Genomic DNA, 24,986 nt, shown 5'->3' on the forward strand with positions numbered 1-24,986 from the left:
TGGGGATTGGCGACACCTTCATGTTGAGTCATATATTGGGAAATAAGAACAAGAATTGAGATTGGTCAGCACGCAAAGTGCGACCGGGCACTGGCAATGGAGGGGATCCCATGATGAGCAAGCAAAGCAGGCACGCGTCTTTGTTCCGGAGTTTCGGCGTGTCCGGAGCGGCGCTGGCCGCCTCGATCGCCTGGGTATCCCCCGCTTTTTCGCAGACTGCGCCGAGCGGCGATTCGACCGCGCAGGAAAACAGCGCGACACCGGTTTCCACGCAGGACGAGGAGATCCTCGTCCAGGGCTTCCGCGCCTCGCTCAACACTGCGCTCAACCTCAAGCGCGAAGAGACCGCCGCGGTCGACAGCATCGTCGCCGAGGATATCGGCAAGTTCCCCGACAGCAACCTCGCCGAATCGATGCAGCGCATCCCGGGCGTCTCGCTCTCGCGCGGCGACGGCGGCGAGGGCCGCAACATCTCGGTCCGCGGCCTGGGCGCCGGCTTTACCCGCGTCCGCATCAACGGGATGGAAGGCACGTCGCAGACCGGCTCGTCCGACATTTACGGCGCGGGCAATTCGGGCCGCAGCTTCGATTTCAACGTCTTCCCTTCGGAAATCTTCTCGTCGCTCGCGGTGCGCAAGACGCCGTCGGCCGATGTCGAGGAAGGCTCGCTGGGCGCGACCGTCGATCTGAAGGCGCCCCACCCGCTCGATTTCGACAAGGATTTCGTGCTGAGCGCCACCGGGCGCGGCGTCTATAACCAGGTCAGCAAGAAGCTCGATCCGCGTGCGTCGGTGATCGTTTCGAAGAAGTTCGCCGACGGCACCTTCGGCATCCTCGGCTCGTTCGCCTATCAGAAGCGCCACCTGCGCGAGGCAGGCTATTCGGCGGTCGACATCCTGTCCTCCACGCTGGGCGGCAACCAGATCGGCACCGGCGCCGCCGCGCAGCCCTTCTGCACGCCGATCGGCTACACGCCCGTGAGCCCCTCGCCGGTGACCTTCGCCGGCCGCGGCACCACCGCGACGATGTGCAGCACCGGCAATCCGCGCACCGGCACGGTCGCTGCGTACAACACGATCATGGCGCTGCGTGACCCCGACTTTGCGAACACGCCGGGCAGCGGCGCCTTCTTCCCGCGCATCCCCCGCTACGTGAACTCCGAACAGGATACCGAGCGGCTGGGCGGCACGCTGAGCGTGCAGTGGAAGCCGACCGAGGATACCGACATCTCGATCGACGGCCTCTATTCGCGGCTCAACGTCGAGCGCCGCGACAATTATATCGCCGGCCTCTCCTTCGCGCGCAGCATCACCAACAACGGCCAGCCGATGGTCTCGGTGCGCGATATCGAATTCGATGCGAACGGCTCGCTGCGATATGGCCTGTTCGACGGCGTCGACGTGCGCTCGGAAGGCCTCGTCGACACCTATGTCTCGACCTTCAAGCAGGCGAACCTCAACTTCCGGCATCGCTTCTCGGACAGCTTCGAGATCACCGCCTTCGCCGGTATTTCGAGCTCGCTGTGGGACGGCAAGGAGCGGCTGCAGACCTTCATCGACGCGATCGACGTGGACAATTTCACGATCGATTTCCGCGATGGCGGCAACAATCCCAAGATCGGCTTCGGCTTCGACGTCGCGAACCCGGCCAACTTCTCCTATGCGCCCAGCCCCGATGGCGGCTTCACCTTCCTTGGCGGTTTCAGCACCCAGGGCAAGCCGTCGATGAACAAGACCGAGAACAAGACCTTCGAGCTCAACACCGCCTGGGACGTGACCCCCGGCTTCAAGGTGAAGGTCGGCGGGCAGTTCCGCGAGAGCGACTATCGCGCCCGCGGCGCGACTCAATATACCGGCCAGAATGTGACGCGGGCGCTCCCCGCCGGCACCACGCTCGCCAGCATCACCCGCCAGATTACCGGAGTCGACGAGATTTTCGGCACCGGCGCACCCGCGAGCTGGACCGCGATCGATCCGGACAAATGGCGGGCGACCTTCGGCTTCCCCGATAATTTCGACTTCTGCACCACGCCGGAGTGCGGCGTCGGCACCGCGCAGATCCGCGAGCGGGTGAAGAGCGGCTATCTGATGGTCAATTTCGACACGTCGGAGACGATGGGGATCACGATCCGCGGCGATGCCGGGGTGCGTTTCGTCCAGACCGATCAGCGCGCAGTCGGCTATCTGACCCGCGCACTCGCCACCAGCCCGACGGGGGTGACCGCGACCGCCAACGTGGTCGATCGCACCTATGAGGACTGGCTGCCGTCGATCAACGTCGTGGGCGAGATCACGCCGAGCCTGCTGGTCCGCGCCTCGGCGGCGAGCGTGATGTCGCGCCCCGAATTCGGTCCCTTGATCCCGAGCTCGGCGTCGATCACCGCGACCACGCGCAATGCGAGCACCAACAATCCGTTCCTCGATCCCATCCGGGCCAATACGATCGACCTGGCGCTCGAATGGTATTTCCAGCCGGGATCCTTGCTGTCGGTCGCCTATTTCTACAAGGATATCAAATCCTTCATCCAGACGGCGTCGGCCCAGATTCCGTTCAACCAGCTCGGCCTGCCCGATGCCCTGCTCGCCGGCACCAACACCTCGCCGAGCGAGATCTTCACCGTCCGCCAGCCGCTCAATACGCCGGGCGGCCCGCTGAAGGGCTATGAGGTCAATGCGCAGATCCAGTTCCGCTTCCTGCCGGGCTTCCTCGGCAATTTCGGTGCACTGGCGAACTACACCCACGTCACCTCCGAAATCGACTATTTCGTCGGCGCGGCCGGGGCGACCTTCACTTCGGACCTGATCGACCTGTCGAAGAATTCGGCAAGCGGCACGCTCTATTATGAGGACGATCGCTTCAGCATCCGGGGCACCGCCAGCTATCGCGATCGCTATACCCGCGCGATCATCGGCGCCAACGGCAGCGACATCCGCGCGAATGCGCCCAACACCTTCGTCGACGCATCGGCCTCCTACAACCTGACCAAGAACATCAAGCTGATCCTGGAGGCGCAGAACCTGACCGACGCGCGCAACACGCTCTATATCGACAGCGTCCGCGAAGACACGTTGTTCGAAACGCGCATCGGCCGTACCTTCACCTTCGGCGCGAACTTCCAGTTCTAGCCGAGCCTCATTTGCGGGCCGCCGTCCGGTCGGCGGCCCGCATCCTATCTGCGGAGACCCGATGAAACTGCATTTGAGCATCCTGGCGGCCGCGCTTGCCTTCGCCAGCCCCGCCCTCGCGCAGGAGGCCCCCTCCGCCACCCTCACGATCCGCGCCGACACGCCGGGCGCCAAGATCGACAAGCGGATCTTCGGCCAGTTCGCCGAGCATCTCGGTACCGGCATCTATGGTGGCATCTGGGTGGGCAGCAATTCGAAGATCCCCAACACCCGCGGCTATCGCAACGATGTCGTCGCGGCGCTTAAGGCGCTGCAGGTGCCGGTGGTGCGCTGGCCGGGCGGCTGCTTCGCCGACGAATATCATTGGCGCGAAGGCGTGGGCCCCCGCGCAAAGCGCCCGACCAAGATCAACACCCACTGGGGCGGCGTCACCGAGGACAACCGCTTCGGCACGCATGAATTCATGGACTTCGCCGAGCTGATCGGCGCCGAGGCCTATGTCTCGGGCAATGTCGGCAATGGCAGCCCGCAGGAAATGGCCGAGTGGGTCGAATATATGACCGCGCCCGCCGGCACGCTCGCCAACGAACGCGCCAAGAATGGCCGCAAGACGCCGTGGAAGCTCCCTTATTTCGGGCTCGGCAACGAGCTGTGGGGCTGCGGCGGGCAGATGCGCGCCGAATATGCCGCCGACCTCACCCGGCGCTACGCGACCTTCGTGAAGGTGCCAGAGGGCACCAAGACCTGGAAGATCGCCAGCGGCGCCAATTCGGTCGACTATGATTGGACCGAAGTGATGATGCGCGAGGCCGGGCGCTTCGTCGACGGCATCGGCGTGCATTATTATACCGTCCCCGGCAGCTGGCAGAAAAAGGGCCCGGCGACCGGCTTCAGCGAAGAGGACTATGCCCGCACCATCTCCAAGACGCTGCTGATGGAGGAATTGGTCACCAAGCATTCGGCGATCATGGACAAATATGATCCGGCCAAGCGCGTGAACCTGGCGGTGGACGAATGGGGCACCTGGTACGATGTCGAGCCCGGCACGAACCCCGGCTTTCTCTACCAGCAGAATACGGTTCGCGACGCGGTGGTGACCGCGCTCAACATCAACATCTTCACCCATCATGCCGATCGCGTGCGGATGACCAACATCGCCCAGATGGTGAACGTCCTCCAGGCGATGATCCTGACCGACGGGCCGCGGATGGTGCTGACGCCGACCTACCATGTCTTCGAGATGTACCGGCCCTTCCAGGACGCGACGATGCTGCCGATCACGCTCAAATCGCCCTGGTACAACAAGGAGCAGTGGACGATGCCGTCGGTCAGCGCGACCGCGGCGCGCGACGCGGCGGGGGCGGTGCATGTCGCTCTGGTCAATGTCGATCCCAATCGACCCGCGAGCATCAGCGCCGCGCTGACCGGGGTGAACGCCGCGTCGGTTCAGGGTCGCATCCTGACTGGGGCGATCGGCGCGCATAACAGCTTCGACGCGCCCGAGACGGTGAAGCCGGTCGCCTTCGGTGGCGCGAGCCTCGCCGGCGGCACGCTGACCGCGACCTTGCCGCCGGCTTCGGTGGTGGTGCTCACGCTCCGCTAAGCGCGCTTGCAAAACAAGGCAGCGGGCCGCGATCGACGATCGCGGCCCGTTTTGTTTGGAGAAATAATCCCGAAATGTGTTTCGTCGTATCATTAGTTGGGACGGGATTGACTCCGGGCCGCGGCAGGAGCAGCGTAAGAAAAAGCGTAGGGAGAGTGACATGCTGGCAGCCATCATCATCGCATCGACGAGTCCGCTGGTCGCGCAAGCCGCGCCGATCCAGGCGGGACGGCAGGTCGAGCGGCTCGACCGCGGGCTGACCGCGATCCCGGCGATCGACGGCGGCGGCATCCATGTCTCGTGGCGGTTGCTGGCCAGCGACGCCAAGGGCACGCGCTTCACCCTCTATCGCGACGGCAAGGCGATCGCGAAGGTCAGCGGCAGCGGCGCGACCAGCGTCCACGACAAGGACGGCACCGCCGCCTCGCGCTATGCGATCGCCACCGGCAACGGCCGCGCCGGCGCGCAGGTCGCGGTTTGGAGCGGCGGCTATCTGGGCATCCCGCTGGACAAGCCCGCCGATCGCAAGAGCCCCGACGGCGAGACCTACAGCTATTCCGCCAACGACGCCGCGGTCGGCGATCTCGACGGCGACGGCCGTTACGAGCTGATCGTCAAATGGTATCCCTCGATCGCCAAGGACAATGCCTTTTCGGGCTGGAGCGGCGAGACGCTGATCGACGCCTACACGCTGGAAGGCAAGAAGCTGTGGCGGATCGACATGGGCCCCAACATCCGCTCGGGCGCGCATTATACCCAGTTCATGGTCTATGACCTCGACGGCGACGGCCGCGCCGAAGTATCGATGAAGACCGGCGACGGCACGATCGACGGCGCCGGGCGCGCGATCGGCGACGCCAACGCTCGCTGGGCCAGCAGCGAGGGCGAAGTCGACATCTCCGACCGCACCGGATCGAAGGAGCTTCCCGACGGCCGCCGCGTCTCCGAGCTCAAGGGCCGCATCCTCAAGGGCCCCGAATATCTGACCGTGTTCGATGGCGCGACCGGCCGGGCCCTGGCCTCCGCGCCCTACACCCCGCCGCGCGTGCCCGAGGGGCAGCAGCCGACCAAGGAGGCGATGACCGCCGCCTGGGGCGACGGCTATGGCAATCGCTCCGATCGCTATCTGGCGGGCGTCGCCTATCTCGACGGCAAGCGCCCCAGCCTGGTCTTCGGCCGCGGTTACTATGCCCGCTCCACCATCGCCGCCTGGGACTATCGCGCCGGCAAGCTGACCCAGCGCTGGCTGTTCGACAGCGCCGTGCCCGGCAACGAGAAGTTTGGCGGCCAGGGCAATCACCAGCTTTCGATTGCCGATGTCGACGCCGACGGGCGCGACGAGGTGTTCTACGGTTCGATGGTGATCGATGATAACGGCAAGGGGTTGTGGTCCTCCGGGCTCGGCCATGGCGATGCGATGCATGTCTCTGACCTCGACCCCAGCCGTCCCGGGCTCGAGAAGTTCGGCATCCACGAGAATATGCGGATGAGCGGCAATCGCGGCTCGGCGATGCTGGACGCGCGCACCGGCGAGATCCTCTGGTCGACCCCTGCCGACAAGGATACCGGCCGCGGCCTGGCGATCGACATCGACCCGCGCCATCCGGGCGCCGAGGCCTGGAGCTCGAACTCGCGCGAATTGTATGACGTGAAGGGCAAGGTGATCCCCGGCGGGCATCCGCGCGCGGCGAATTTCGCGATCTGGTGGGACGGCGATCGGCTGCGCGAACTGCTCGACGGCAAGAAGATCGGCAAATGGGACTGGACCAGCAGCACCGAGAAGACGCTGCTCGATCCGGCGGATGTCGTGTCGAACAACGGCACCAAGCAGAACCCGTCGCTCTCCGCCGATATCCTCGGCGACTGGCGCGAGGAACTGGTGGTGCCGAGCGCCGACAGCCGCGAGCTGCGCATCTATGCGACGCCTTACCCCACCAGCGAGCGGATCGTCACGCTGATGCACGATCCCGTCTATCGGCTGGGGGTTGCGTGGCAGAATACGGCGTACAACCAGCCGCCGCATCTATCCTATTCACTGACGAAGTGATGCGCCTCCACCCCCTAATCCGTCATTCCGGCGAACGCCGGAATCCAGCGCCACGAACGACGTCCTTTGCCGCCCTGGATCCCGACTTTCGCCGGGATGACGAAATAGGGGAACTGGCCCTATGCTGCTGACCGCGCTGATGATGGCCGCCGCCCAGCCGACCTTGCGCTTCGATCTCACCGGCAAATCCGCCGACGGCCGCACCGCCGTCGCGGCGGGCAAGCCGTACGAGGCCGGCGGCTATGGCTATGAGCCCGAGCGCCGCGGCAGCGAATTCCTTTTCTCCGCCGCGGTGCCCGAGGGCAATTATCGCGTCACCGTGCGGCTGAGCGGCCGCTCCACGGTGAAGGCCGAATCGCGACGGCTGATGACGGGCGAAATCGTCGCCAGGCCGGGCACATACGCCACCGCCAGCTTCATCGTGAACGTCCGCACCGCGGCGCTCGCCGCGCCCCCGCTCAACGCGCCCGGCGGGAGCGCGGTCAAGCTCAAGCCGCGCGAGGTGGGCAGCTACAGCTGGGACGACAAGCTCACCCTCGAATTCCTCGGCGACCCCAAGGTCGTGTCGATCGACATCGAGCCGGTGACCGTGCCGACCGTCTATCTCGCCGGCGATTCGACCGTGACCGACCAGCGCGCCGAGCCCGCCGCAAGCTGGGGCCAGATGCTGCCGGCCCTGTTCGGCCCGGGCGTCGCGGTCGCCAACCATGCGGAGTCTGGCGAGACGCTCAAATCCTTCATGGCCGAGCTCCGGCTCGACAAGATATTGTCGCAGATCAGGCCGGGCGACTGGCTGTTCGTCCAGTTCGGCCACAACGACCAGAAGGCCGAGTGGCCGCAAACCTATGCCGACCCGGCGATCACCTATCCCGCCTGGCTGCGGACCTATATCGCCGAAGCCCGGCGGCGCGGCGCGCATCCGGTTCTGGTGACCTCGCCCGAACGGCGCAACTTCGATGCGGGGCGGATCCGCCCGACGCTGGCGGCCTATGCCGATGCGGTGCGGAAGGTCGCGCGCGAGGATGGCGTGCCGCTGATCGACCTCCAGCCGCGCACGGTGGCGATCTACGAGGCGCTCGGGCCGGATGCCGCGCCGGCGCTGTTCAACGACGGCGGCAAGGACAAGACGCACCACAACAATCCCGGCGCCTGGCTGCTGGCGCGCGCGGTGGCGGCGGAGGTGGCGACGCAGGTGCCGGGGCTGGCTGCGCATCTGCGGCCAGAGGCGCGGAGCTTCGATCCGACGCGCCCGGCGCTCGACACGATCCGGATAGCGCCGAGCATCGTCGCGAGTGCGGTGAGACCGGCGGGAAGTTGAACATCGCGGCGCGCTTATCCTCCCCGGAACGGGGAGGGGGACCATGCGCAGCATGGTGGAGGGGGCTCTCCCCGAGCGAATCCGGTGAGGCACGCCCCCTCCACCGCTTCGCGGTCCCCCTCCCCGGGCCGGGGAGGATAGTATGAGGACCGGCCACACCTTCGACGTCCGCGACCACGGCGCCAAGGGCGACGGCATCGCGCTCGACAGCCCGGCGATCAACGCCGCGATCCTCGCCGCCGAAGCCGCGGGCGGTGGGATGGTGATCCTCCCGCCGGGCAACTATCTCAGCTTCTCGCTCCGCCTCAAGAGCCGGGTGACTCTCGTGCTGGAAGCGGGCGCGACGCTGATCGCCGCCACCAAAGGCCCGCTCGGCGCATACGACCTGCCCGAGGAGCGCGGCCCGCAACTCTACCAGGATTTCGGCCACAGCCACTGGCGCAACAGCCTGATCTGGGCCGAAGGCGCGGAGGATATCGCGATCATCGGCGCGGGCCGGATCGACGGGATCGGGCTCACCCGCGACGGCCCCGGCACCCCCCGGAGCGCGCAGAAGGGCGAACGCCCGCTCTCGATGGCGCAGATGCCCGCGGCGGACATCGACAAGCTCGAGCGCAGCCATGCCGAAATGCAGGGCCTGGGAAACAAGGCGATCGCCTTGGCGCACTGCCGCCGGGTGACGCTCGACGGCTTCACCCTCTTGAAGGGCGGCCACTTCGCCTTGCTGGCCAGCGAAGTGGACGGGCTGGACATCGCGGGGCTCAGCATCGACACCGATCGCGACGGGCTCGACCTCGACTGCGTGCGCGACGCGCGGATCGAGCGATGCCGGGTCAACACCCCCAATGACGACGCGATCGTCCTCAAGACCAGCCTCGGCCTCGGCCGCCGCTCGTCGTGCGAGGACATATCGATCCGCGACTGCACCGTCAGCGGCTTCGACCTAGGCACGATGCTCGACGGTACCCGCCAGCGCACGCAGGAACTTTCGCCCGATCGCGATCGCGTCACCGGCCGGATCAAGCTGGGCACCGAGAGCAATGGCGATTTCCGCCGCATCCGCATCGCCAACTGCCGCTTCGAGCGCAGCCGCGGCCTCGCGATCGAGACCGTCGACGGCGGCACGATCGAGGATGTCCTCGTCGAGAATATCGAGATGGAGGAGGTCACCACCGCCCCCCTCTTCCTCCGCCTCGGCGCGCGACTGCGTGGGCCCGAGGGCACCCGGCCCGGCGCGATGCGCAACATCGCGATACGCGGGCTGAAGGCGACCGGCATCGACCCGCGCTTCGCCGCGACGCTCGCCGGGCTACCCGACCATCCGATCGAAGGCGTCCAGCTCCGCGACATAGACCTCGCCTTCGAAGGAGGCTTCACCGGCCCCGCCCCCGCTTTGCCCGCCGAACTCGCCGACGCCTATCCCGAGCCGAGCATGTTCGGCCCCAGCCCGGCCTGGGGCCTGTGGGCGCGGCATGTGAACGGCCTGCAGGTCAGCGGCCTTCGCCTGTCGCGCCCCGCCGGCGATCCCCGCCCCCCGGTGCGGCTGGACAATGCCAGCGTCGCGCGCGTTGAAAATGCACCCGATTGGCCCGCGCCGGTTTGACCTCGTGACGGCTTTTCGCTACCAAATGCTGCAGCATAATCCCACATAATGGGCAGGAGAGGGCATGACGACCACCCACGCATTCAAGATGCAGCTGAAGCCCGGTGTGGTGGACGAATATAAGGCCCGCCACGATGCGATCTGGCCCGAACTCGCCGATCTGCTGCGCGAGAGCGGCATCAGCGACTATTCGATCTTCCTCGACGAAGACACGCTGTCGCTGTTCGCGGTGCTCAAGCTCGCCGACGCGAACAAGCGCGACGCGCTGCCCGATCATCCCGTCATGCGCAAATGGTGGGATCATATGGCCCCGCTGATGCTCGTCGAACCCGGCAACAAGCCCAGGGAATGGAGCCTCAAGCCCATGTTCCACCTCGCATGATCCGCGCGGCCCTCCTCTCCGCCGCCGCCCTGCTCGCCGCGCCCGCCGCCGCGCAGGAAGCCCGGCAGACCGCGAACTTCGAGGCCCCCGTCAAGAGCTTCGGCCGAGTCTCCTACGACGCGCGCTCGCTGATGATCGACGGCAAGCGCATGGTCATCTGGTCGAGCGAGATGCACGCCTTCCGCCTGCCCTCGCCCGATCTGTGGCGCGACGTGCTGCAGAAGATGAAGGCGAGCGGCTTCAACACCGTCGCTTTCTATTTCGACTGGGGATTCCACAGCCCGAAGAAGGGCGTCTATGATTTCAGCGGCATCCGCGACATCGATCGCCTGCTGACGATGGCCGAGGAAGAGGGGCTGTGGGTGATGACCCGCGCCGGCCCCTATGTGAATGCCGAGCTCACCCGCGGCGGCTTCCCCGGCTGGCTGGTCAACCAGCGCGGCCGCGCGCGTACCGACGATCCCGAATATATGGCGGCCGCCGACGAATGGCTGACCCAGGTCAACGCGATCATCGCCCGCCACCAGATCAACGGCGACGGCAAGGGCAATCGCGGCAACGTCATCCTCCACCAGATCGAGAATGAGCTCGCGCTGACCACCCCGGCGCAGCGCCGCTACATGGACCATCTCTACGCCAAGGTCCGCGCCGACGGCATCAACGTGCCGGTCTTCCACAACGATCAGGGCCGCAACGGTTATTGGGTCCCGCCCGGCGCCGGCGTCGAGAAGACCGTCGAAGGCCCGAACGACCTGTATGCGTTTGACGGCTATCCCGGCGGCACCTGCACCGTCACCGGCAAGCCGACCCGCGGCAGCGCGGCACCCGATTGGGGCTATTACGGCCCCGGCGGCGCGAAGGGCGGCGCTTCCGCCTCGCCCAACACGCCGGGCTTCGCCGCCGAATTCGGCGGCGGCTGGTTCGATTATTGGGGCTCGAACGGCGGCTATGAGTGCAACGCGATACAGCGCGGCAAGCGCTTCCAGCGCGTCTTCTACGGCACCAACCTCGCCAACGGCATCGGCATCCAGAGCTTTTACATGGGCTATGGCGGCACCAGCTGGGGCTGGCTGCCCGCGCCGGTGGTGTTCACAAGCTATGATTATGGCGCGGCGATCTCCGAAACGCGCGAAGTGCGGCCCAAGGCGGAGGAACTCAAGCAGCTCGGCGGGCTGATCGCGGCGGTGCCCGATCTCGCCGGGATGGTGCCCGCGGGCACGCCCAAGATCTCGTCGGACAAAATCCAAGTCTATCACAACAAGTCGCCCGAGAGTGACGCGCGCTTCCTGCTTATCACGCACAAGCCTTCCAATGGTTCGGGCAATGAGAGTTTCTCCGTCACCGCCGATCTGCCCGACGGCCGCTATGCCATGCCGATGCAGCTCAACGGCTTCGACGCCAAATGGCTGGTAGCGGGGGTCAATCTGGGCGGGCAGCGGCTGGTCTATTCGACCTCCGAGCTGCAGACCGCGCGCAAGCTCGACGGTCGCGATCTTGCGCTGCTCTATGGCCGCACGGGCGAGCCGGGCGAGACCGTGCTGCGCTATGCCAGCGCGCCCAAGGTGACCGTGCTCGAAGGCGGGGCGACGTCGGCGTTCGACGCGGCCAAGGGCGACCTCAAGCTCAGCTACGCGCATCGCGGCCTCACCCGCCTGCGCATCAGCGGCGGTGGACGCCCCGATCTGACGCTGCTGATCGGCGACGAGGCCGAAGGCGCGAAATTCTGGCAGCATGGCGATGCGCTGGTGCGCGGGCCGGCTTTGGTGCGGGCGGCGACGCTCAAGGGTTCGGCGCTGACGCTGACCGGCGACGCCAAGGAGGCGACCCCGCTCGAAATCTGGGCCCCCGCCGCAGTGCGATCGGTAAGCTGGAACGGCGCCAGGCTCGCCACCACTCGCTCGGCCACCGGCACGCTGCTTGCGTCGCTCGGCGCCCCGGCGGCCTTCGCCTTGCCCGCGCTCGGCGAATGGCGCGTCGCGGCGGGTTCGCCCGAAGCCGATCCGAAGTTCGACGATCGCGACTGGGCGAAGATCGACAATCGGGCCTATGCCAGCACCACCGCGCGCGCCGATGGCCAGCCCAACATGCTGATGGACGCCTATGGCTTCCACGAAGGCGATGTCTGGTATCGCGGCCGCTTCACCGGCACCCCCGACGCGCAGCGGCTCAAGCTTCATTACGGCGCGGGTGGCGCGGGGCTGGTCCAGGTCTTCCTCGACGGCAAGCTGGTCGGCCAGGACGAGATCCCCGCGGGCCTCCCCCGCCCGATCACCACCGGCGCGCCCAGCTTCACGCTGCCCGATGCGGCGCGCGTGCCCGGCGAGCATGTCCTGTCGGTGATGGTCCGCAACAACGGCCACAACTGGGACCTCGACGCCGACGATTTCCACAAGGAAGCCCGCGGCCTCGTCTCGGCCTCGGTCGAACCCGTCGCCGGACCCAGCTTCTCGGTCCCGATCGCCTGGAAGATCCAGGGCCGCGCGGGCGGCGAGGACATCAAGGATCCGGTCCGCGGCGTGCCCAACAATGGCGGCCTCCACGGCGAGCGCGAAGGCTGGCACCTGCCCGGCTTCGTCGATCGTGGCTGGAAGAGCGTCGGCGTCCCCGCCGCCGAGGCAGCGCCCGGCACGAGCTGGTATCGCACCAGCTTCGATCTCGCTGTGCCCAAGGGCCAGGATGCGACGATCGGGCTCGCGTTCGGCGACACGAGCAAGCCGCGCTCGGCCAATGCCTATCGCGTGCTGATCTTCGTCAACGGCTGGAATATGGGCCAGTTCATCGCGCATGTCGGCCCGCAGCGCGTCTTCCCGATCCCCGAAGGCATCCTGAACCATCGCGGCCGCAACAGCATCGCGCTGGCGGTCACATCCGACGGCGCGCCGGGCAATGCGCTGGAGGAGGTCAAGCTGGTCACGCTGCGCAACGTCAAGGGCGGTATCCCCGTCCGGATGGTTCCCGCCCCCGCCACGCCGGCAGACCTCAAATGATCGGAGTCACGATTGAAGTGCTGTTCTCCGGAGACGGCCGGGGCCCAGTTGCGATGCCGATCATCGGGCGGACCACTCTTGCCGACTGCGCCGATACTGGGCCCCGGCCTTCGCCGGGGTGCATCCCGTTGGAGGCAGCTCGGTGATGCTCACGCGACGTCAGACGATCAGCGCGGGCGGCGCAGCGCTTGCGCTTGGGCCGCTCCCCGCCCGCGCCATGTCCGGCCCACGCCCGCGCGACTTCCTCATCGGCGCGGACATTTCCTGGATCCCCGAGGATGAGGCCCGGGGCGCGACCTATTATCTCGACGGCGTCCGCCGCGATCCGCTCGAAATCTTCCGCGAAGCCGGGTTCAACGCGCTCAAGCTGCGTCTCTTCGTCGATCCGTCGCAGGGCTATTCGAAGAACAAGCCCGGTGGCCCCTGGTGCGGGCTCGAGCAGACGATCGCCTTCTCGAAGCGGATCAAGGCGGCGGGCTTCCACTTGTCCACCACGCTCCATTATTCGGACACCTGGGCCGATCCGCAGCATCAGGACAAGCCTGCGGCCTGGGCGGACCTGCCCTTTGCCAGGCTGGTCGACACGGTTCATCGCTACACCAGCGAGACCTGGGCCGCGATCAAGGCGGCGGACGCCGCGCCCGACATCGCAATCCTCGGCAATGAGACGACGTTCGGCATGCTCTGGCCCGAAGGCCGGGTGCCGCTGACGATCCCGACCGGCAATCCGCAGACCGACGACGTCCATATGAAGGTGGTCGGCGCGGGCGGCTATGATCGCTTCGCCGCCTTGCTCAAGGCCGGGGTCGCCGCGACGCGCGAGACGTTGCCGGGCGTGCCGATCGCGCTCCACAACCATCTCGGCCGCCACTGGCCGATCGTGCGCCACTGGACCGACAGCCTGGTCGAGCGCGGCGTCGATTTCGATGCGCTGGGCCTATCCTGCTATCAGCAGCAGGCCGAGGGCGATTGGGAGCGAACCTTCGCGGAGTTCGGCAAGCGCTATCCGGGCAAGGGCTTCTTCGCGATCGAATATTCGTCGCGCAAGCGCTACCTCAACGATCTGGTCCGCGCCCGGCCCACTGGCTGGGGCAGCTATATCTGGGAGCCGACCCGCCACCAGGAGGCGATCTTCCTGCAGAATGGCGAGAATGCCGGCGAAGGCCCGCGCCCTAACCTGCTCGCGCAGGGCATCAACAGCGCCGAAGCCCCCGGCGCCGCGCCCGCCGCCACCCCCGCCCCGCGTCGCAAGCGCGAGCAGGGCGGACGCTATGACGCCGATCCGACCTTCATTCGCCTCTACCAACAGATGGCAAAGGACTATGGCGTCCTGAAATAACCCCGCGATTCGCTCGCGCCGCAACCGACCCCAGGAGACGAAAATTGGCCGCCCTCACCCACGACATTCCCCGCAGCGAGATCACCGATGCGATCGACAAGCTGATTCACAACCTCGTCAACATCAAGGACGAGACCGGCGAGTTCCTGCTCCATCTCGAAGATGGCCGGATCATCGACACCAAGGGCTGGGCCGGCTGGGAATGGACCCACGGCGTCGGCCTGTTCGGCATGTGGCGCTATTATGAGCAGACCGGCGACGACAAGGCGATGCAGATCATGCTGCAATGGTTCGAGGACCGTTTTGCCGAGGGCACGCCGACCAAGAATATCAACACGATGGCGCCGTTCATCACGCTGGCCTATCTGTTCGAAGAGACGGGCGACCTGCGCTACATCCCCTATCTCGACACCTGGGCCGAGTGGCTGATGGCCAAGGACGGCCTGCCCAAGACCGAGGAAGGCGGCTTCCAGCATATCGTCTTCAACGACGAGAATCCCGGCGAGCTGTGGGACGACACGCTGATGATGTCGGTGCTGCCACTCGCCAAGATCGGGCTCTTGCTCGAGCGCCCGCATTATATCGAGGAGGCGAAGCGCCAGTTCCTCGTCCACATCAAATATCTGTTCGACAGGAAGACCGGGCTCTGGTTCCACGGCTGGGACTTCAACGGCCGGCACAATTATGCCGAGGCGCTGTGGGCGCGCGGCAATTGCTGGGTGACGATCGCGATCCCCGAGATCATCGAGATCCTCGACCTGCCCGAGGGCGATGCCTTCCGCACCTTCCTGGTCGATACGCTCGCGGCGCAGGTCAAGACGCTGGCCGAGACGCAGGATCCCGAGACCGGCCTGTGGCACACGCTGATCGTCGATCCCACGTCATACCTCGAAGCATCGGCCACCGCGGGGTTCGCCTATGGCATCCTCAAGGGCGTCCGGAAGGGCTATCTGCCGCGGGAATATGAGACGGTCGGCATCAAGGCAGTGCAGGGCGTCCTCGCCAATATCGACGAGAGTGGCGAGCTCCAGCAGGTCAGTTTCGGCACCGCGATGGGCAGCGATCTGCAATTCTACAAGGACATCCGCCTGACCTCGATGCCCTATGGCCAGAGCCTGGCGATCTGCGCGCTGGGTGAGTTCCTGCGGACCTATATCTGATGCCTTCTCCCCTCTCTTTCAGGGAGGGGCCGGGGGTGGGTGGCGAGCGGAGCGAGCCTCCCGAGCTCAAAGCAAAAGCGCCGGCCGGGCATCGAGCCCGACCAGCGCTAAACCCACCCCTGGCCCCTCCCTTTCAGGGAGGGGAATTGATCATCGCGCCTTCGCGACCTCCACCGCATAGACATGCGCCGCGCCCTCGAAATTGCCGCGGAACACGATCCATTTACCGTCCGGCGTGAAGGTCATGTTGGGCTCGAGCCGATAGTCATGCTTGCGCATGTCGACCAATTTCTCTGACACCAACGTCCCCGGCGAGATCAGATTCTCCGCCCCCGGCGCATGAATCCCCGCCACGTCGGGAATGTCCTTCGGCGTGAACAGATACAGATATTTCCCGTCGGGCGCGCGCGCGACCATCTCGCTGTCGCCGCCGTCGCCCGAGAAACGCTTGCCGTCGGGCGACTGGTAGAAATGCACCGACCATTGGTTGCGCTCGACATTGTACCAGCGGCGCTTGCCGCTCGTCAGGTCATAGCTGGCGAGCCAGAAGACCTGCCCGCGCGGGGTCTGCAGATCGTACCAGATCGTCTTGCCGTCGGGCGCGAAGAACTCGTGCCCGGCAATCTCCATGTTCATCGTGCGCGGATGGATCGAGCGTTTGCCCATCCCGTCGGCGCGAATCGTCCAGATGCGATCGACCTTGTGCCACGGGCCCTCATGGCAATACATGATCTGCTGCGGGTCGGTCGGCGAGAATTGGACATGGTTGAGCCAGTCGGTCGAGGCCGTCACCACCTTGCGCGCGCCGGTGCGGATGTCGATCGTGAAGATCTCCATCGGGATGCGGGCCTCGAGCCGGTCGTTGAGCCGGACTTCCTTGGCATCGGCAAAGCTCAGCGGCTTCCCGTCCGGCCCCAGCGCCTGATAATTGACCTGTCCGAACTGGCGGCGATCCTGCGCGGTCGAGCCCGGCTGGAGCGGACGATCGCTCTCGGCCCATTGGCCGAGCAGCAGCGTCTCGTCGGCATTGATCGACCCGATCGAGCCCGCCGGAATGTCGGCGATCTTGCGGACCTTGCCGCTGTCGATATCCACGCCGAACACGGTCGACGGCCCCGGCCCGCCGACATCGGTGCGATCACGCGTCGAATAATAGGCCGTGCGCGTCTTGCGGCCCGTGAACAGCAAGGCAATCTGCTTGTCCTTGACCAAAGGCTTGATCGACCAGGTCTTGAGATCGACCACCGCGATCCCGTCGGGCACGGAGACGACCATCTTGTCGCCCTGCGGCGTATAGCTGTTCTGGTGAAAATAGAGGCTGGCCGTGTCCGCCTCGCGGCTGATCCGGACGACCTTGTGCCCGGTCAGCGGATCGATCCATTCGGCGGCGGGCTGCGCCATCGCGGCCCCGGATGCGGCGAGCGCGAACAGCCCCAGCGCATTGCAAAACAGGCGTCCCAGCCGCATCCTCTCGCTCCCGTTCGACTTGATGTCGTTCCACATATCATGATAGCAGTTCAGAATATGGAGTAAAGAACAGGCCGAGCCTGTCGCTCGAGAGGAACCCGAATGGCCCCCAGCGCCGCCGCGCCCACTGCAACCGGTCTCCGCGAGCCGCGCTGGTACAATTATTGGGGCTGGGGTTCGGGCGACATGCTCGGCGCGGGCGCGCAGGCGGTCATCACCGGCTGGCTGCTCTATTTCTTCACCACCTTCTGCGGCCTGTCCGCCGCCGAGGCAGGGCTGATCCTCGGCCTGCCGCGGCTGCTGGAGGCGATCACCTGCCCGCTGATCGGCTATATCTCGGACAATCTGCGGCATACCTGGATCGGCCGGCGCGTGGGACGGCGGAAAATCTTTCTCATCGCGACGATTCCGCTGCTGCCCAGCTTCGCCTTGATCTTCGTCGCCGGGCACAGCTTCACTTATTATCTGCTGACCTTCATCTTCTTCGAATTCGTCTACACGATGTTCCTGATCCCGTGGGAGACGCTCGCCGCGGAGATGACCAACGATTATCGCAAGAAGGCCAAGTTCGCCGGCGCGCGGATGATCGTCGCGCAGAGCTCGGCGATCCTCGCTTCCTATCTGCCGACGGTGATCATCGCCAGCCTCGGCGGCGCGGATTCGCCCAGCACCTTCCTGATCATGGCCGCGATCTTCGGCGCGATCTTCAGCCTGGTGGTGACGCTGGTCGTGATCTTCACCTGGGAGCGCCCCTATAGCGAGGCCGAAAAGCAGATCCGGCCAGTCCCGCTCGACCTGAAGACCGCGGCGATGATCCCCTTCGTGATGTTCCGCGATCTCTTCTCGACGCTGCGCATCCGCGCCTTCCGCCAGCATCTGTCGATCTACCTCGGCGGCTATATCTCGCAGGATATCTTCAACACCGCTTTCCCGATTTTCGTCGTGACGGTGATGATGGGGGCGACGCTGATCATCTCGCAATTGCTGACGACGATGTATATCGCGCAGCTGCTCTCGGTGATGATCGCGATCAACATCGTGATCCGCACCGGGCCGGTGGTCGCCTATCGCATCGCGATCAGCTTCTTCACCGCCGGGCTGCTGCTGTTCCTAGCTTTCTATTATCTGAGGCCCGCGGCGTTCGTCGCCGATCTGGCCGCGCTCGACGGCAACATCCTCTCGGCGCTCAACCCGGCCTCGGCGGCGTTCAGCCCGGTGCTGATCTTCTGGCTGTTCGTGCCGATCCTGCTCGCGGGCCTCGGCCGCGGCACGCTGAACTTCGTGCCCTGGTCGATCTACAATTATCTGCCCGACGTCGATGAGGCAGTCACCGGCCAGCGCCGCGAGGGCATTTTCGCCGGGGTGATGACGCTGGTGCGCAAGCTGGCCCAGTCGGCGGCGATCATCTGCACGGGCTTTATCATTGACCTCGGCGGCTATGTCTCGCCCACCGCAGGGCCCGGCGCGGCCATGCAGCAGACCCCGCAGGCGATCGCCACGATCACCTGGCTTCTGATCCTCGGGCCGATCCTGGTCATGCTCGCCGGCCTGGTCGCCTCGTGGCACTTCCGGCTCAATGCACGCACCCATGACGTGCTGATGGCCGAGATCGACCATCTCCGCGCCGGGGGCACCGAGCCGACCTCGCCCGAGGCGAAGACGATCGTCGAAGATCTGTCGGGCTGGAAATATGCGCAGCTGTGGGGCCGGAACAGCCTGGCAGGCACGCGCTGATGCTGGCGGCGCTGGCGCTGTTGCTGGCGTCGTCCGATCCGGTCGCACCGGTGCCGCTCTTCCGCGATCCGGTGCATGACGGCGCGGCGGATGCTTCGACCGTCTACGACGCCGCAACGCGCGAATGGGTGCTGTTCTACACCAATCGCCGCGCCGACCTGAAGCTGACCGATCCCAAGGATGTCAGCTGGGTCCACGGCACCGCGATCGGCGTCGCGCGATCGAAGGACGGGGCTGCGTGGCGCTACGGCGGCACCGCGGCGATCCCCGCGTCCTGCACCGGCGCGACGCTCTGGGCGCCCGAGGTCCAGCGCTTCGGCGACACTTGGCACATGTGGCTGACGGTGGTGCCGGGCGTGTTCAAGGATTGGAACGCACCCCGCTTCCTGGTCCATCTCACCAGCCGCGACCTCAAGACCTGGGAGTGCGGCGAGCGGCTCGATCTCGGCTCGGACCGGGTCATCGACGCCAGCGTGGTCGCGTTGCCCGGCGGCGGCTACCGGCTGTGGTTCAACGACGAGCGCGCCGGAAAGGCGATCCGCTACGCCGACAGCCCGGACCTCAAGCGCTGGACGGTGAAGGGCACTGCCGTCTCCACCCCGGGCGAAGGCCCCAAGGCGTTCCGCTGGAAACGCCGCTGGTGGCTGATCAGCGACGCGTGGAAGGGGCTGCTCGTCCAAAGCTCGACCGACGCGACCAACTGGACCGCGCAGCCCGGCCATCTGCTGGGCGAAGCGGGCACCCGCCCCACCGATCGCGCCAAGGCGCAGCACCCGGACGTGATCGTCGCGGGCGAGCGCGCCTACCTCATCTATTTCGTCCACCAATCGGGCGAGGGCGCGGCCGATCCGAACTGGGCGCGGCGCAGCCTGCTCCAGATCGCCGAGCTGAAGGAAGAGGGCGGCGCGATCCGCGTCGATCGCAGCGCGCCGGTGACCGTGCGGCTCAAACCAAACTGACGGGGGATATCATGGACCGGCGATCCTTTCTGGCAACCAGCGCGCTGGCGAGCGCCTTCCCGCCCTTCACCGCCAGCGCGGCGCAGGCGGAACCCTATAGCGGCTCGGACCTGCCGATGCCCGCCCCGCGCGACGGCCTCGATCCCCGCCCGCTGCCCGAGGAGCCGGGCCGGCTGCGGCTCGATCATGGCTGGCGCTTCCATCTCGGCGACATCGCGATGCCCGAGATCATCGGCCACCAGCCAAGCTACGAAAATGCGAAGGCCGGCGCCTCGCACGGCGCCGCCGCGATGACCTTCGACGACAGCGACTGGCGCGAAGTCGAACTGCCGCACGACTGGGCGATCGAGGCCCCCGTCGATCCCAAGGCCAACATCGCCCAGGGCTACCGGCGCCGCGGCGTCGGCTGGTATCGCCGGACGATCCGGCTCGATCCGGCGCTCAAGGGCAAATATCTCGAGATGGATGTCGGCGCGATCGCGACGCATGCGACGATCTGGGTCAACGGCACGATCGTCGATCGCAACTTCAGCGGCTATAACGGCATCCATGTCGACCTGACCCCCCTCGCCCGCTTCGGCGATGAGCTCAACACGATCGCAATCCGGGTGGATGCCGATCCGATGGAGGGCTGGTGGTACGAAGGCGCCGGCATCTATCGCCACATCTGGCTGGCGGTGCGCGAGGCCGTCCACATCGCCACCGATGGCGTCCATTGCGACCCGCGCCGCGCCGCCGACGGCAGCTGGAGCGTGCCGGTCTCGGTCGATCTGGGCAATATCGGCGAGACCGCACGAAGCGTGACGGTCGAGGCGCAGTTGCTCGGCCCCGCCGGGGAGACCGTGGCGGCGCTCGGCACCAGCGCCGAGATTCGCCCGCTCGTCCCGGCCACCGCCCGCGTCACGCTGCCGGTCAGCGATCCGAAGCTCTGGTCGCCCGACGTGCCGACGCTCTACACGATCCGGGTGCGGGTCAGCGGCGACGGCAAGCTCATGGACGAACGCCGCATCCCGATCGGCTTCCGCCACTTCCGATTCGACAGCCGAACCGGCTTCCACCTCAACGGCCAGCCGCTCAAGCTGAAGGGCACCTGCAACCATCAGGACCATGCCGGCGTCGGCACCGCAATTCCCGATACGCTGTGGGACTGGCGCGTGCGGCGCTTGAAGGCGCTCGGCTCCAACGCGATCCGCATGTCGCACAATGCCCCGCCCACCGAATTGCTCGATGCCTGCGACCGCCACGGGCTGCTGGTGATGAACGAGAACCGCGTGTTCAATCCCAGCCCCGACTATATGGAGCAGCTCGAATGGCTGGTCCGCCGCGATCGCAATCGCCCGTCCGTCTTCATGTGGTCGGTGTTCAACGAAGAGCCGATGCAGGGCTCGCCCCAGGGCTATGAGATGGTCCGCCGCATGGCCGCGGCGGTGAAGGCGCTCGACGACAGCCGCCCGGTCACCGCGGCGATGAACGACGGCATGTTCACGCCCCTGAACGTCAGCCAGGCGGTCGACGTCGTCGGCTTCAACTATCAGATCGCGCAATATGACAAATATCACGCGGCATTCCCCGACAAGCCGCTGACCAGCTCGGAGGATACCAGCGCCTTCTCCACCCGCGGTGAATATAAGACCGACAAGGCGCGCAACATCATGACCAGCTATGACGACGAAGGCGCGCCCTGGGGCTCGACCCACACCGTCGGCTGGAAGGCCATAGCGGAACGCCCCTTCCTGGCCGGCGCGTTCGTCTGGACCGGCTTCGACTATCATGGCGAGCCGACCCCGTTCGAATGGCCCTCCACCTCGAGCTTCTTCGGGATCATGGACCTTTGCGGCTTCCCCAAGCTCGCCTTCCACCAGCATCGCGCGCAATGGGTCGATAGCGAGCCGGTGCTCGCGCTCCAGCCGCACTGGAATTGGCCCGGCCAGGAAGGCCAGCCGATCCGGGTGGTGGCGCTCGCCAATGTCGAGCGCGTCGCGCTGCTGCTCAACGGCAAGCCCGTCGGCGAGCAGGCGGTCGATCGGCTCACAATGCCCGAATTCAAGGTGCCCTATGCCCCCGGCAGGCTGGAGGCCGTGGGCTATCGGGGCGGGCGCGAAGTGGTGCGCGCGAGGATCGAGACGGTCGGCCCGCCGGTCGCGCTGCGGCTCACCCCCGATCGCCGGGTTATGGCGGGCGATAGCGAGGATGCGCAGCCGGTCACCGTGGACGCGGTCGACGCCAAAGGCCGTCATGTGCCGACCGCAAACCTGCCCGCCAGCTTCGCGATAGAGGGCGGCGAGATCATCGGCCTGGGCAACGGCGATCCCAACGATCACGATCCCGAAAAGGGCAATGCGCGAAAGCTGTTCAACGGGCTGGCGCAGGTGATCGTCCGCGCCGCGCCCGGCCGCGGCAAGCTGCGGCTGCGGGCGACTGCGCCGGGGCTCAAGCCGGCGTCGCTGATCGTCGATCGGATCGCCGCCGCGCCCCGCGGCTTCGTCGAGCCGACGCGGCCCGAGATGCTGCTGAGTTCGTGGCAGCGCGCCCCGTTCACCGAGGCCAGGCCCGATCCCAACGCCCAGATGGCCAGCGACGATCGCTATGCGACGATGCGCGGCCGTTCCGGTCGGCTCGAGGGTCCGAGCGGCACGGGCCGGTGGAACGCCTATCGCGTGCAGTTCAGGCCGCAGGCCCGTGTCCGCACGCGCGGCGGCGTGCTGGTCTTCACCCAACTGGTCGGCAGGGCCGAGATATGGCTGGACGGGGTGAAGGTCGCCGAAAAGCGCGATCCGGCGCCCGCGGCGCTCGAAGTGACGCTGCCCACCGGGCAGGCCGAGCGGACGCTGGCCGTGCTGGTGGAAGCCGAACCGGGCAAGCCCTCGGGCTTCGGCAAGCTGGTGGTCGTTCGAGAACGATGAAACATCGTCACCCCGGCGAAGGCCGGGGCCCATCTCCCAGACGGGCAGCGCATACAATTGTGGAATAGCGGGAAAGCGCACGAGATGGGCCCCGGCCTTCGCCGGGGTGACGGATAATCGACAGGTCCAGGCCTCAGGCCTGCTTCACCGTCACCTCGACCGTCATCGCCTCGAGCAAATTCGCGGTGCCCACATAACTCCCCTCGATCGGCTTGATCTGGGTGATGTTGCGCGCGACCGCGACGGGGACGAGATGCCCCTCCCCCATCCGGCCGTTGGTGGGATCGAAGGCGACCCAGCCCGCATTCGGCAGATAGACTTCGGCCCAGGCGTGGGTGGAGCCATGCTGGTTGGGCTCCTCACCCTCCACGGGCGGATCGTACAGATAGCCCGAGACCGCGCGCGCAGCGAAGCCGAGATGGCGCACCGCCTCGATGAACAAGGTCGCCAGGTCACGACACGAGCCTTGCGCCAGGTCGACCGTCTCGAGCGGCGCCTGCGTCCCCTCTTCAGGGCGCTCGACATAGTCCATGCCGATTCGCGCCGCGGCGTTTACGTCCTGGAGCAGGGCCAGCGTATCGGCGGGCTCGACGAGCACCACCTCGCGCGCCCAGGCCGACAGGCGGCCGTCCGGATCGGGATATTCGGGCACCAGCAGCGCGCCCAGATCGGTCCGCTCGTCATCGGTATAGGCAAAGGGGTAGCTGTGCGCATGCGGCGCGATCCGGAAGATCGGCCAGGCAGAGGCGGCCTGCTCGACGATCATGTGCGCCGTCACTTCCAGCCGGTCACAAGGCGCGGCGAAGGTCGCGGTGGCGATCAGATTGCCGAACAGATCCTGCGTCCAGTCGAGCTTCGCCTCGGGCACGCACTCGAAGCGCGCGGAGACGAGCTTGAGATTCTGGGTACCGCGCGGACACAGCATCATGCGATGCGGCAGCAGCGAGACCGGCTGGCTGTAGCGATAAATGGTCTTGTGGTGGATCGTCAGCAGCATCGCCGTCGCTCCCGTATCGGAGGACTCAGGCCTGGCGGGCGGCGATGGCCTGCTCGACGGCGCGCAGGCCCTCTTCGCTGGCGACGACCAGGTCGATCGGGCGTCCGCCCAATGCGTCGTCATGCTCGTTCATGAAGGCGACGGCGGCGCCGGGCTCGGGAAACGCCTTCCAGGCCAGCGTTGCCGCCTTGCCCTGGCGCTCGGCCTCTTCCTTGGTGAGCTTGACCGAATCGAAGCGCTTGCGAAATGGCTTGTTCATGATGCGATCCTTCTCGGCAGACATGCCAACGGCGGGACGAAGCCGAGCTTCATCCCGCCGCGGAGTAGATTAGCAGCTATTCGACCGAGGCCGAATTATGCCGACTGCAGGTTCACTGCCGAAGACTTGCCGCGCTGGTCCTGCTCGATGTCGTACGACACGCGCTGGTCCTGCTGGAGGGTGGACATGCCGGCGCGCTCGACTGCGCTGATATGGACGAAGCTGTCAGCGCCGCCGTCCTCAGGCGCGATGAAGCCATAACCCTTGTCCATATTGAAGAATTTTACTTTGCCGATTGGCATGATGCGTTCCTTTCACGAAACATGATGTCCACACGCAAGAGGCGGATGGAGCCAGAAGCGAGAAAAGGAAGTTCGGCTCGTAAGCTTAGTTCCGTCGCAAGCGACGATAGCCCAGCCTATATAAGGCAGGACGCGGCAAAATGCAATGACTGCCCGCGGGAGGACAGCGAAAGGCGCGCTTAGTCGACATCCTCCGGACCGTCCGAAAGCTCGAAATCGGTGTCGCCGCTCACCTGCAGGCCCGCCGCGGCATCGCGATTGCGCGCCTGGCGCTGCTCGCGCTTGTCGGCGGCCAGCGCTTCCTTGGCCCAGGCCGCGGCGGCGAGATTTGCAACGCGGCGCGGGTTGTCGAGCGTCGATTCGGTGGCGCGGTTCAATTGAAGCGCTTCCTGCGCGCGGCAGAAGGTCGAGGTCGGTTGCATGCGAATTCCTTTCCGAAGGGGGATGGGCGTCGCCTGCTCAGCGCGGGCGCGCAGGCCGGAAAGGCGTGCGGGTGACCGGGCCGGTCAGCACCTTGGAGCCATAGACTTCGGCCACGGTCGCGGCATCGGTGGCGTTCATATAGACGACGCGGGTTCCGCGCGGGAGCAAGGGCTCGATCGCGCTGATCGCAGCATTATGCTTCGCCGAGGTCGAACGGACATGGGCTTCGGTGGCATTGATATTGAGCGCACGGGACATGGCGGGGCTCCGTCTTCAGAGCGGGAGCATGTGCATCTCTCAGTCGCGTCCCTGCCCGTATAGAAGCGGAGCGATGCGACCTATATGGGCGATACACCGGGATTTTACTAGCCCAGCGCA

At 66.3% G+C, this 24,986-nt stretch carries 18 protein-coding genes; 12 read left to right on the forward strand and 6 right to left on the reverse strand.

Annotation, left to right across the window (positions count from 1 at the left end):
* The first annotated feature begins 113 nt into the window (after positions 1–113).
* The 9 genes from OKW87_RS09000 (at position 114) to bglB (ending at position 15,564) form a co-directional block, all read left to right on the forward strand.
* On the forward strand, positions 114–3,125 hold the full coding sequence (locus tag OKW87_RS09000) for a TonB-dependent receptor (RefSeq protein WP_265538719.1): 3,012 nt from the start codon (positions 114–116) through the stop codon (positions 3,123–3,125).
* Positions 3,126–3,186: 61 nt separating this feature from the next.
* Positions 3,187–4,728, forward strand: a complete 1,542-nt coding sequence (locus OKW87_RS09005; protein ID WP_265538720.1) for an alpha-N-arabinofuranosidase — start codon at positions 3,187–3,189, stop codon at positions 4,726–4,728.
* 160 nt (positions 4,729–4,888) lie between these two features.
* On the forward strand, positions 4,889–6,775 hold the full coding sequence (locus tag OKW87_RS09010; protein WP_265538722.1) for a rhamnogalacturonan lyase: 1,887 nt from the start codon (positions 4,889–4,891) through the stop codon (positions 6,773–6,775).
* A 121-nt stretch (positions 6,776–6,896) separates the two neighbouring features.
* Entirely contained in the window at positions 6,897–8,093 is a 1,197-nt protein-coding gene (locus OKW87_RS09015; protein WP_265538725.1) for a rhamnogalacturonan acetylesterase, read from the forward strand.
* Positions 8,094–8,235: 142 nt separating this feature from the next.
* Positions 8,236–9,696, forward strand: a complete 1,461-nt coding sequence (locus OKW87_RS09020) for a rhamnogalacturonidase (RefSeq protein WP_265538726.1) — start codon at positions 8,236–8,238, stop codon at positions 9,694–9,696.
* A gap of 64 nt (positions 9,697–9,760) precedes the next feature.
* A complete protein-coding gene (locus OKW87_RS09025; protein WP_265538729.1) occupies positions 9,761–10,078 on the forward strand; it encodes an L-rhamnose mutarotase in 318 nt (105 codons plus the stop codon).
* Entirely contained in the window at positions 10,075–13,065 is a 2,991-nt protein-coding gene (locus OKW87_RS09030) for a glycoside hydrolase family 35 protein (RefSeq protein ID WP_265538732.1), read from the forward strand. The genes OKW87_RS09025 and OKW87_RS09030 overlap by 4 nt, the downstream gene beginning before the upstream one ends.
* 145 nt (positions 13,066–13,210) lie before the next feature.
* Positions 13,211–14,404, forward strand: a complete 1,194-nt coding sequence (locus OKW87_RS09035) for a glycosyl hydrolase 53 family protein (protein ID WP_265538734.1) — start codon at positions 13,211–13,213, stop codon at positions 14,402–14,404.
* A gap of 44 nt (positions 14,405–14,448) precedes the next feature.
* Positions 14,449–15,564, forward strand: coding sequence for a beta-galactosidase BglB (gene bglB / locus OKW87_RS09040; RefSeq protein ID WP_265538736.1), 1,116 nt, complete (start codon positions 14,449–14,451; stop codon positions 15,562–15,564).
* A gap of 150 nt (positions 15,565–15,714) precedes the next feature.
* Here the strand turns inward: bglB and OKW87_RS09045 are convergent, their stop codons facing one another.
* A complete protein-coding gene (locus tag OKW87_RS09045) occupies positions 15,715–17,031 on the reverse strand; it encodes an oligogalacturonate lyase family protein (protein WP_265538737.1) in 1,317 nt (438 codons plus the stop codon).
* Positions 17,032–17,133: 102 nt separating this feature from the next.
* On the opposite strand from OKW87_RS09045, the gene OKW87_RS09050 reads away from it, so the two are divergent.
* Genes OKW87_RS09050 through galA form a run of 3 tightly spaced genes read left to right on the forward strand, consistent with a single transcriptional unit; the run spans position 17,134 to position 22,627 of the window.
* A complete protein-coding gene (locus OKW87_RS09050) occupies positions 17,134–18,765 on the forward strand; it encodes an MFS transporter (protein ID WP_265538740.1) in 1,632 nt (543 codons plus the stop codon).
* Positions 18,765–19,724: a glycoside hydrolase family 43 gene (locus OKW87_RS09055; protein ID WP_265538742.1), complete on the forward strand. Its 960-nt coding sequence runs from the start codon at positions 18,765–18,767 to the stop codon at positions 19,722–19,724. The genes OKW87_RS09050 and OKW87_RS09055 overlap by 1 nt, the downstream gene beginning before the upstream one ends.
* A gap of 11 nt (positions 19,725–19,735) precedes the next feature.
* A complete protein-coding gene (galA, locus tag OKW87_RS09060; protein WP_265538743.1) occupies positions 19,736–22,627 on the forward strand; it encodes a beta-galactosidase GalA in 2,892 nt (963 codons plus the stop codon).
* Positions 22,628–22,760: 133 nt separating this feature from the next.
* Here galA and OKW87_RS09065 read toward each other — a convergent pair whose 3' ends face one another.
* From OKW87_RS09065 to OKW87_RS09085, 5 genes are all read right to left on the reverse strand, one after another.
* Entirely contained in the window at positions 22,761–23,624 is an 864-nt protein-coding gene (locus OKW87_RS09065; RefSeq protein WP_265538745.1) for a transglutaminase family protein, read from the reverse strand.
* 25 nt (positions 23,625–23,649) lie between these two features.
* Positions 23,650–23,883, reverse strand: a complete 234-nt coding sequence (locus OKW87_RS09070) for an antitoxin Xre/MbcA/ParS toxin-binding domain-containing protein (RefSeq protein WP_265538747.1) — start codon at positions 23,881–23,883, stop codon at positions 23,650–23,652.
* 95 nt (positions 23,884–23,978) lie between these two features.
* Positions 23,979–24,185 (reverse strand): cold-shock protein, encoded by a 207-nt coding sequence (locus tag OKW87_RS09075; protein ID WP_265538749.1) that lies wholly within the window; start codon positions 24,183–24,185, stop codon positions 23,979–23,981.
* A gap of 179 nt (positions 24,186–24,364) precedes the next feature.
* The gene (locus tag OKW87_RS09080) at positions 24,365–24,607 is read right to left on the reverse strand and encodes a hypothetical protein (protein WP_265538752.1); all 243 of its coding nucleotides are present in this window, start codon (positions 24,605–24,607) and stop codon (positions 24,365–24,367) included.
* A 37-nt stretch (positions 24,608–24,644) separates the two neighbouring features.
* Complete coding sequence (locus tag OKW87_RS09085; protein WP_265538753.1) at positions 24,645–24,866, reverse strand: hypothetical protein; 222 nt, start codon at positions 24,864–24,866, stop codon at positions 24,645–24,647.
* Between the last annotated feature and the right edge of the window lie 120 nt (positions 24,867–24,986).

The organism is Sphingomonas sp. M1-B02, assembly GCF_026167525.1.
GTDB lineage: Bacteria > Pseudomonadota > Alphaproteobacteria > Sphingomonadales > Sphingomonadaceae > Sphingomonas.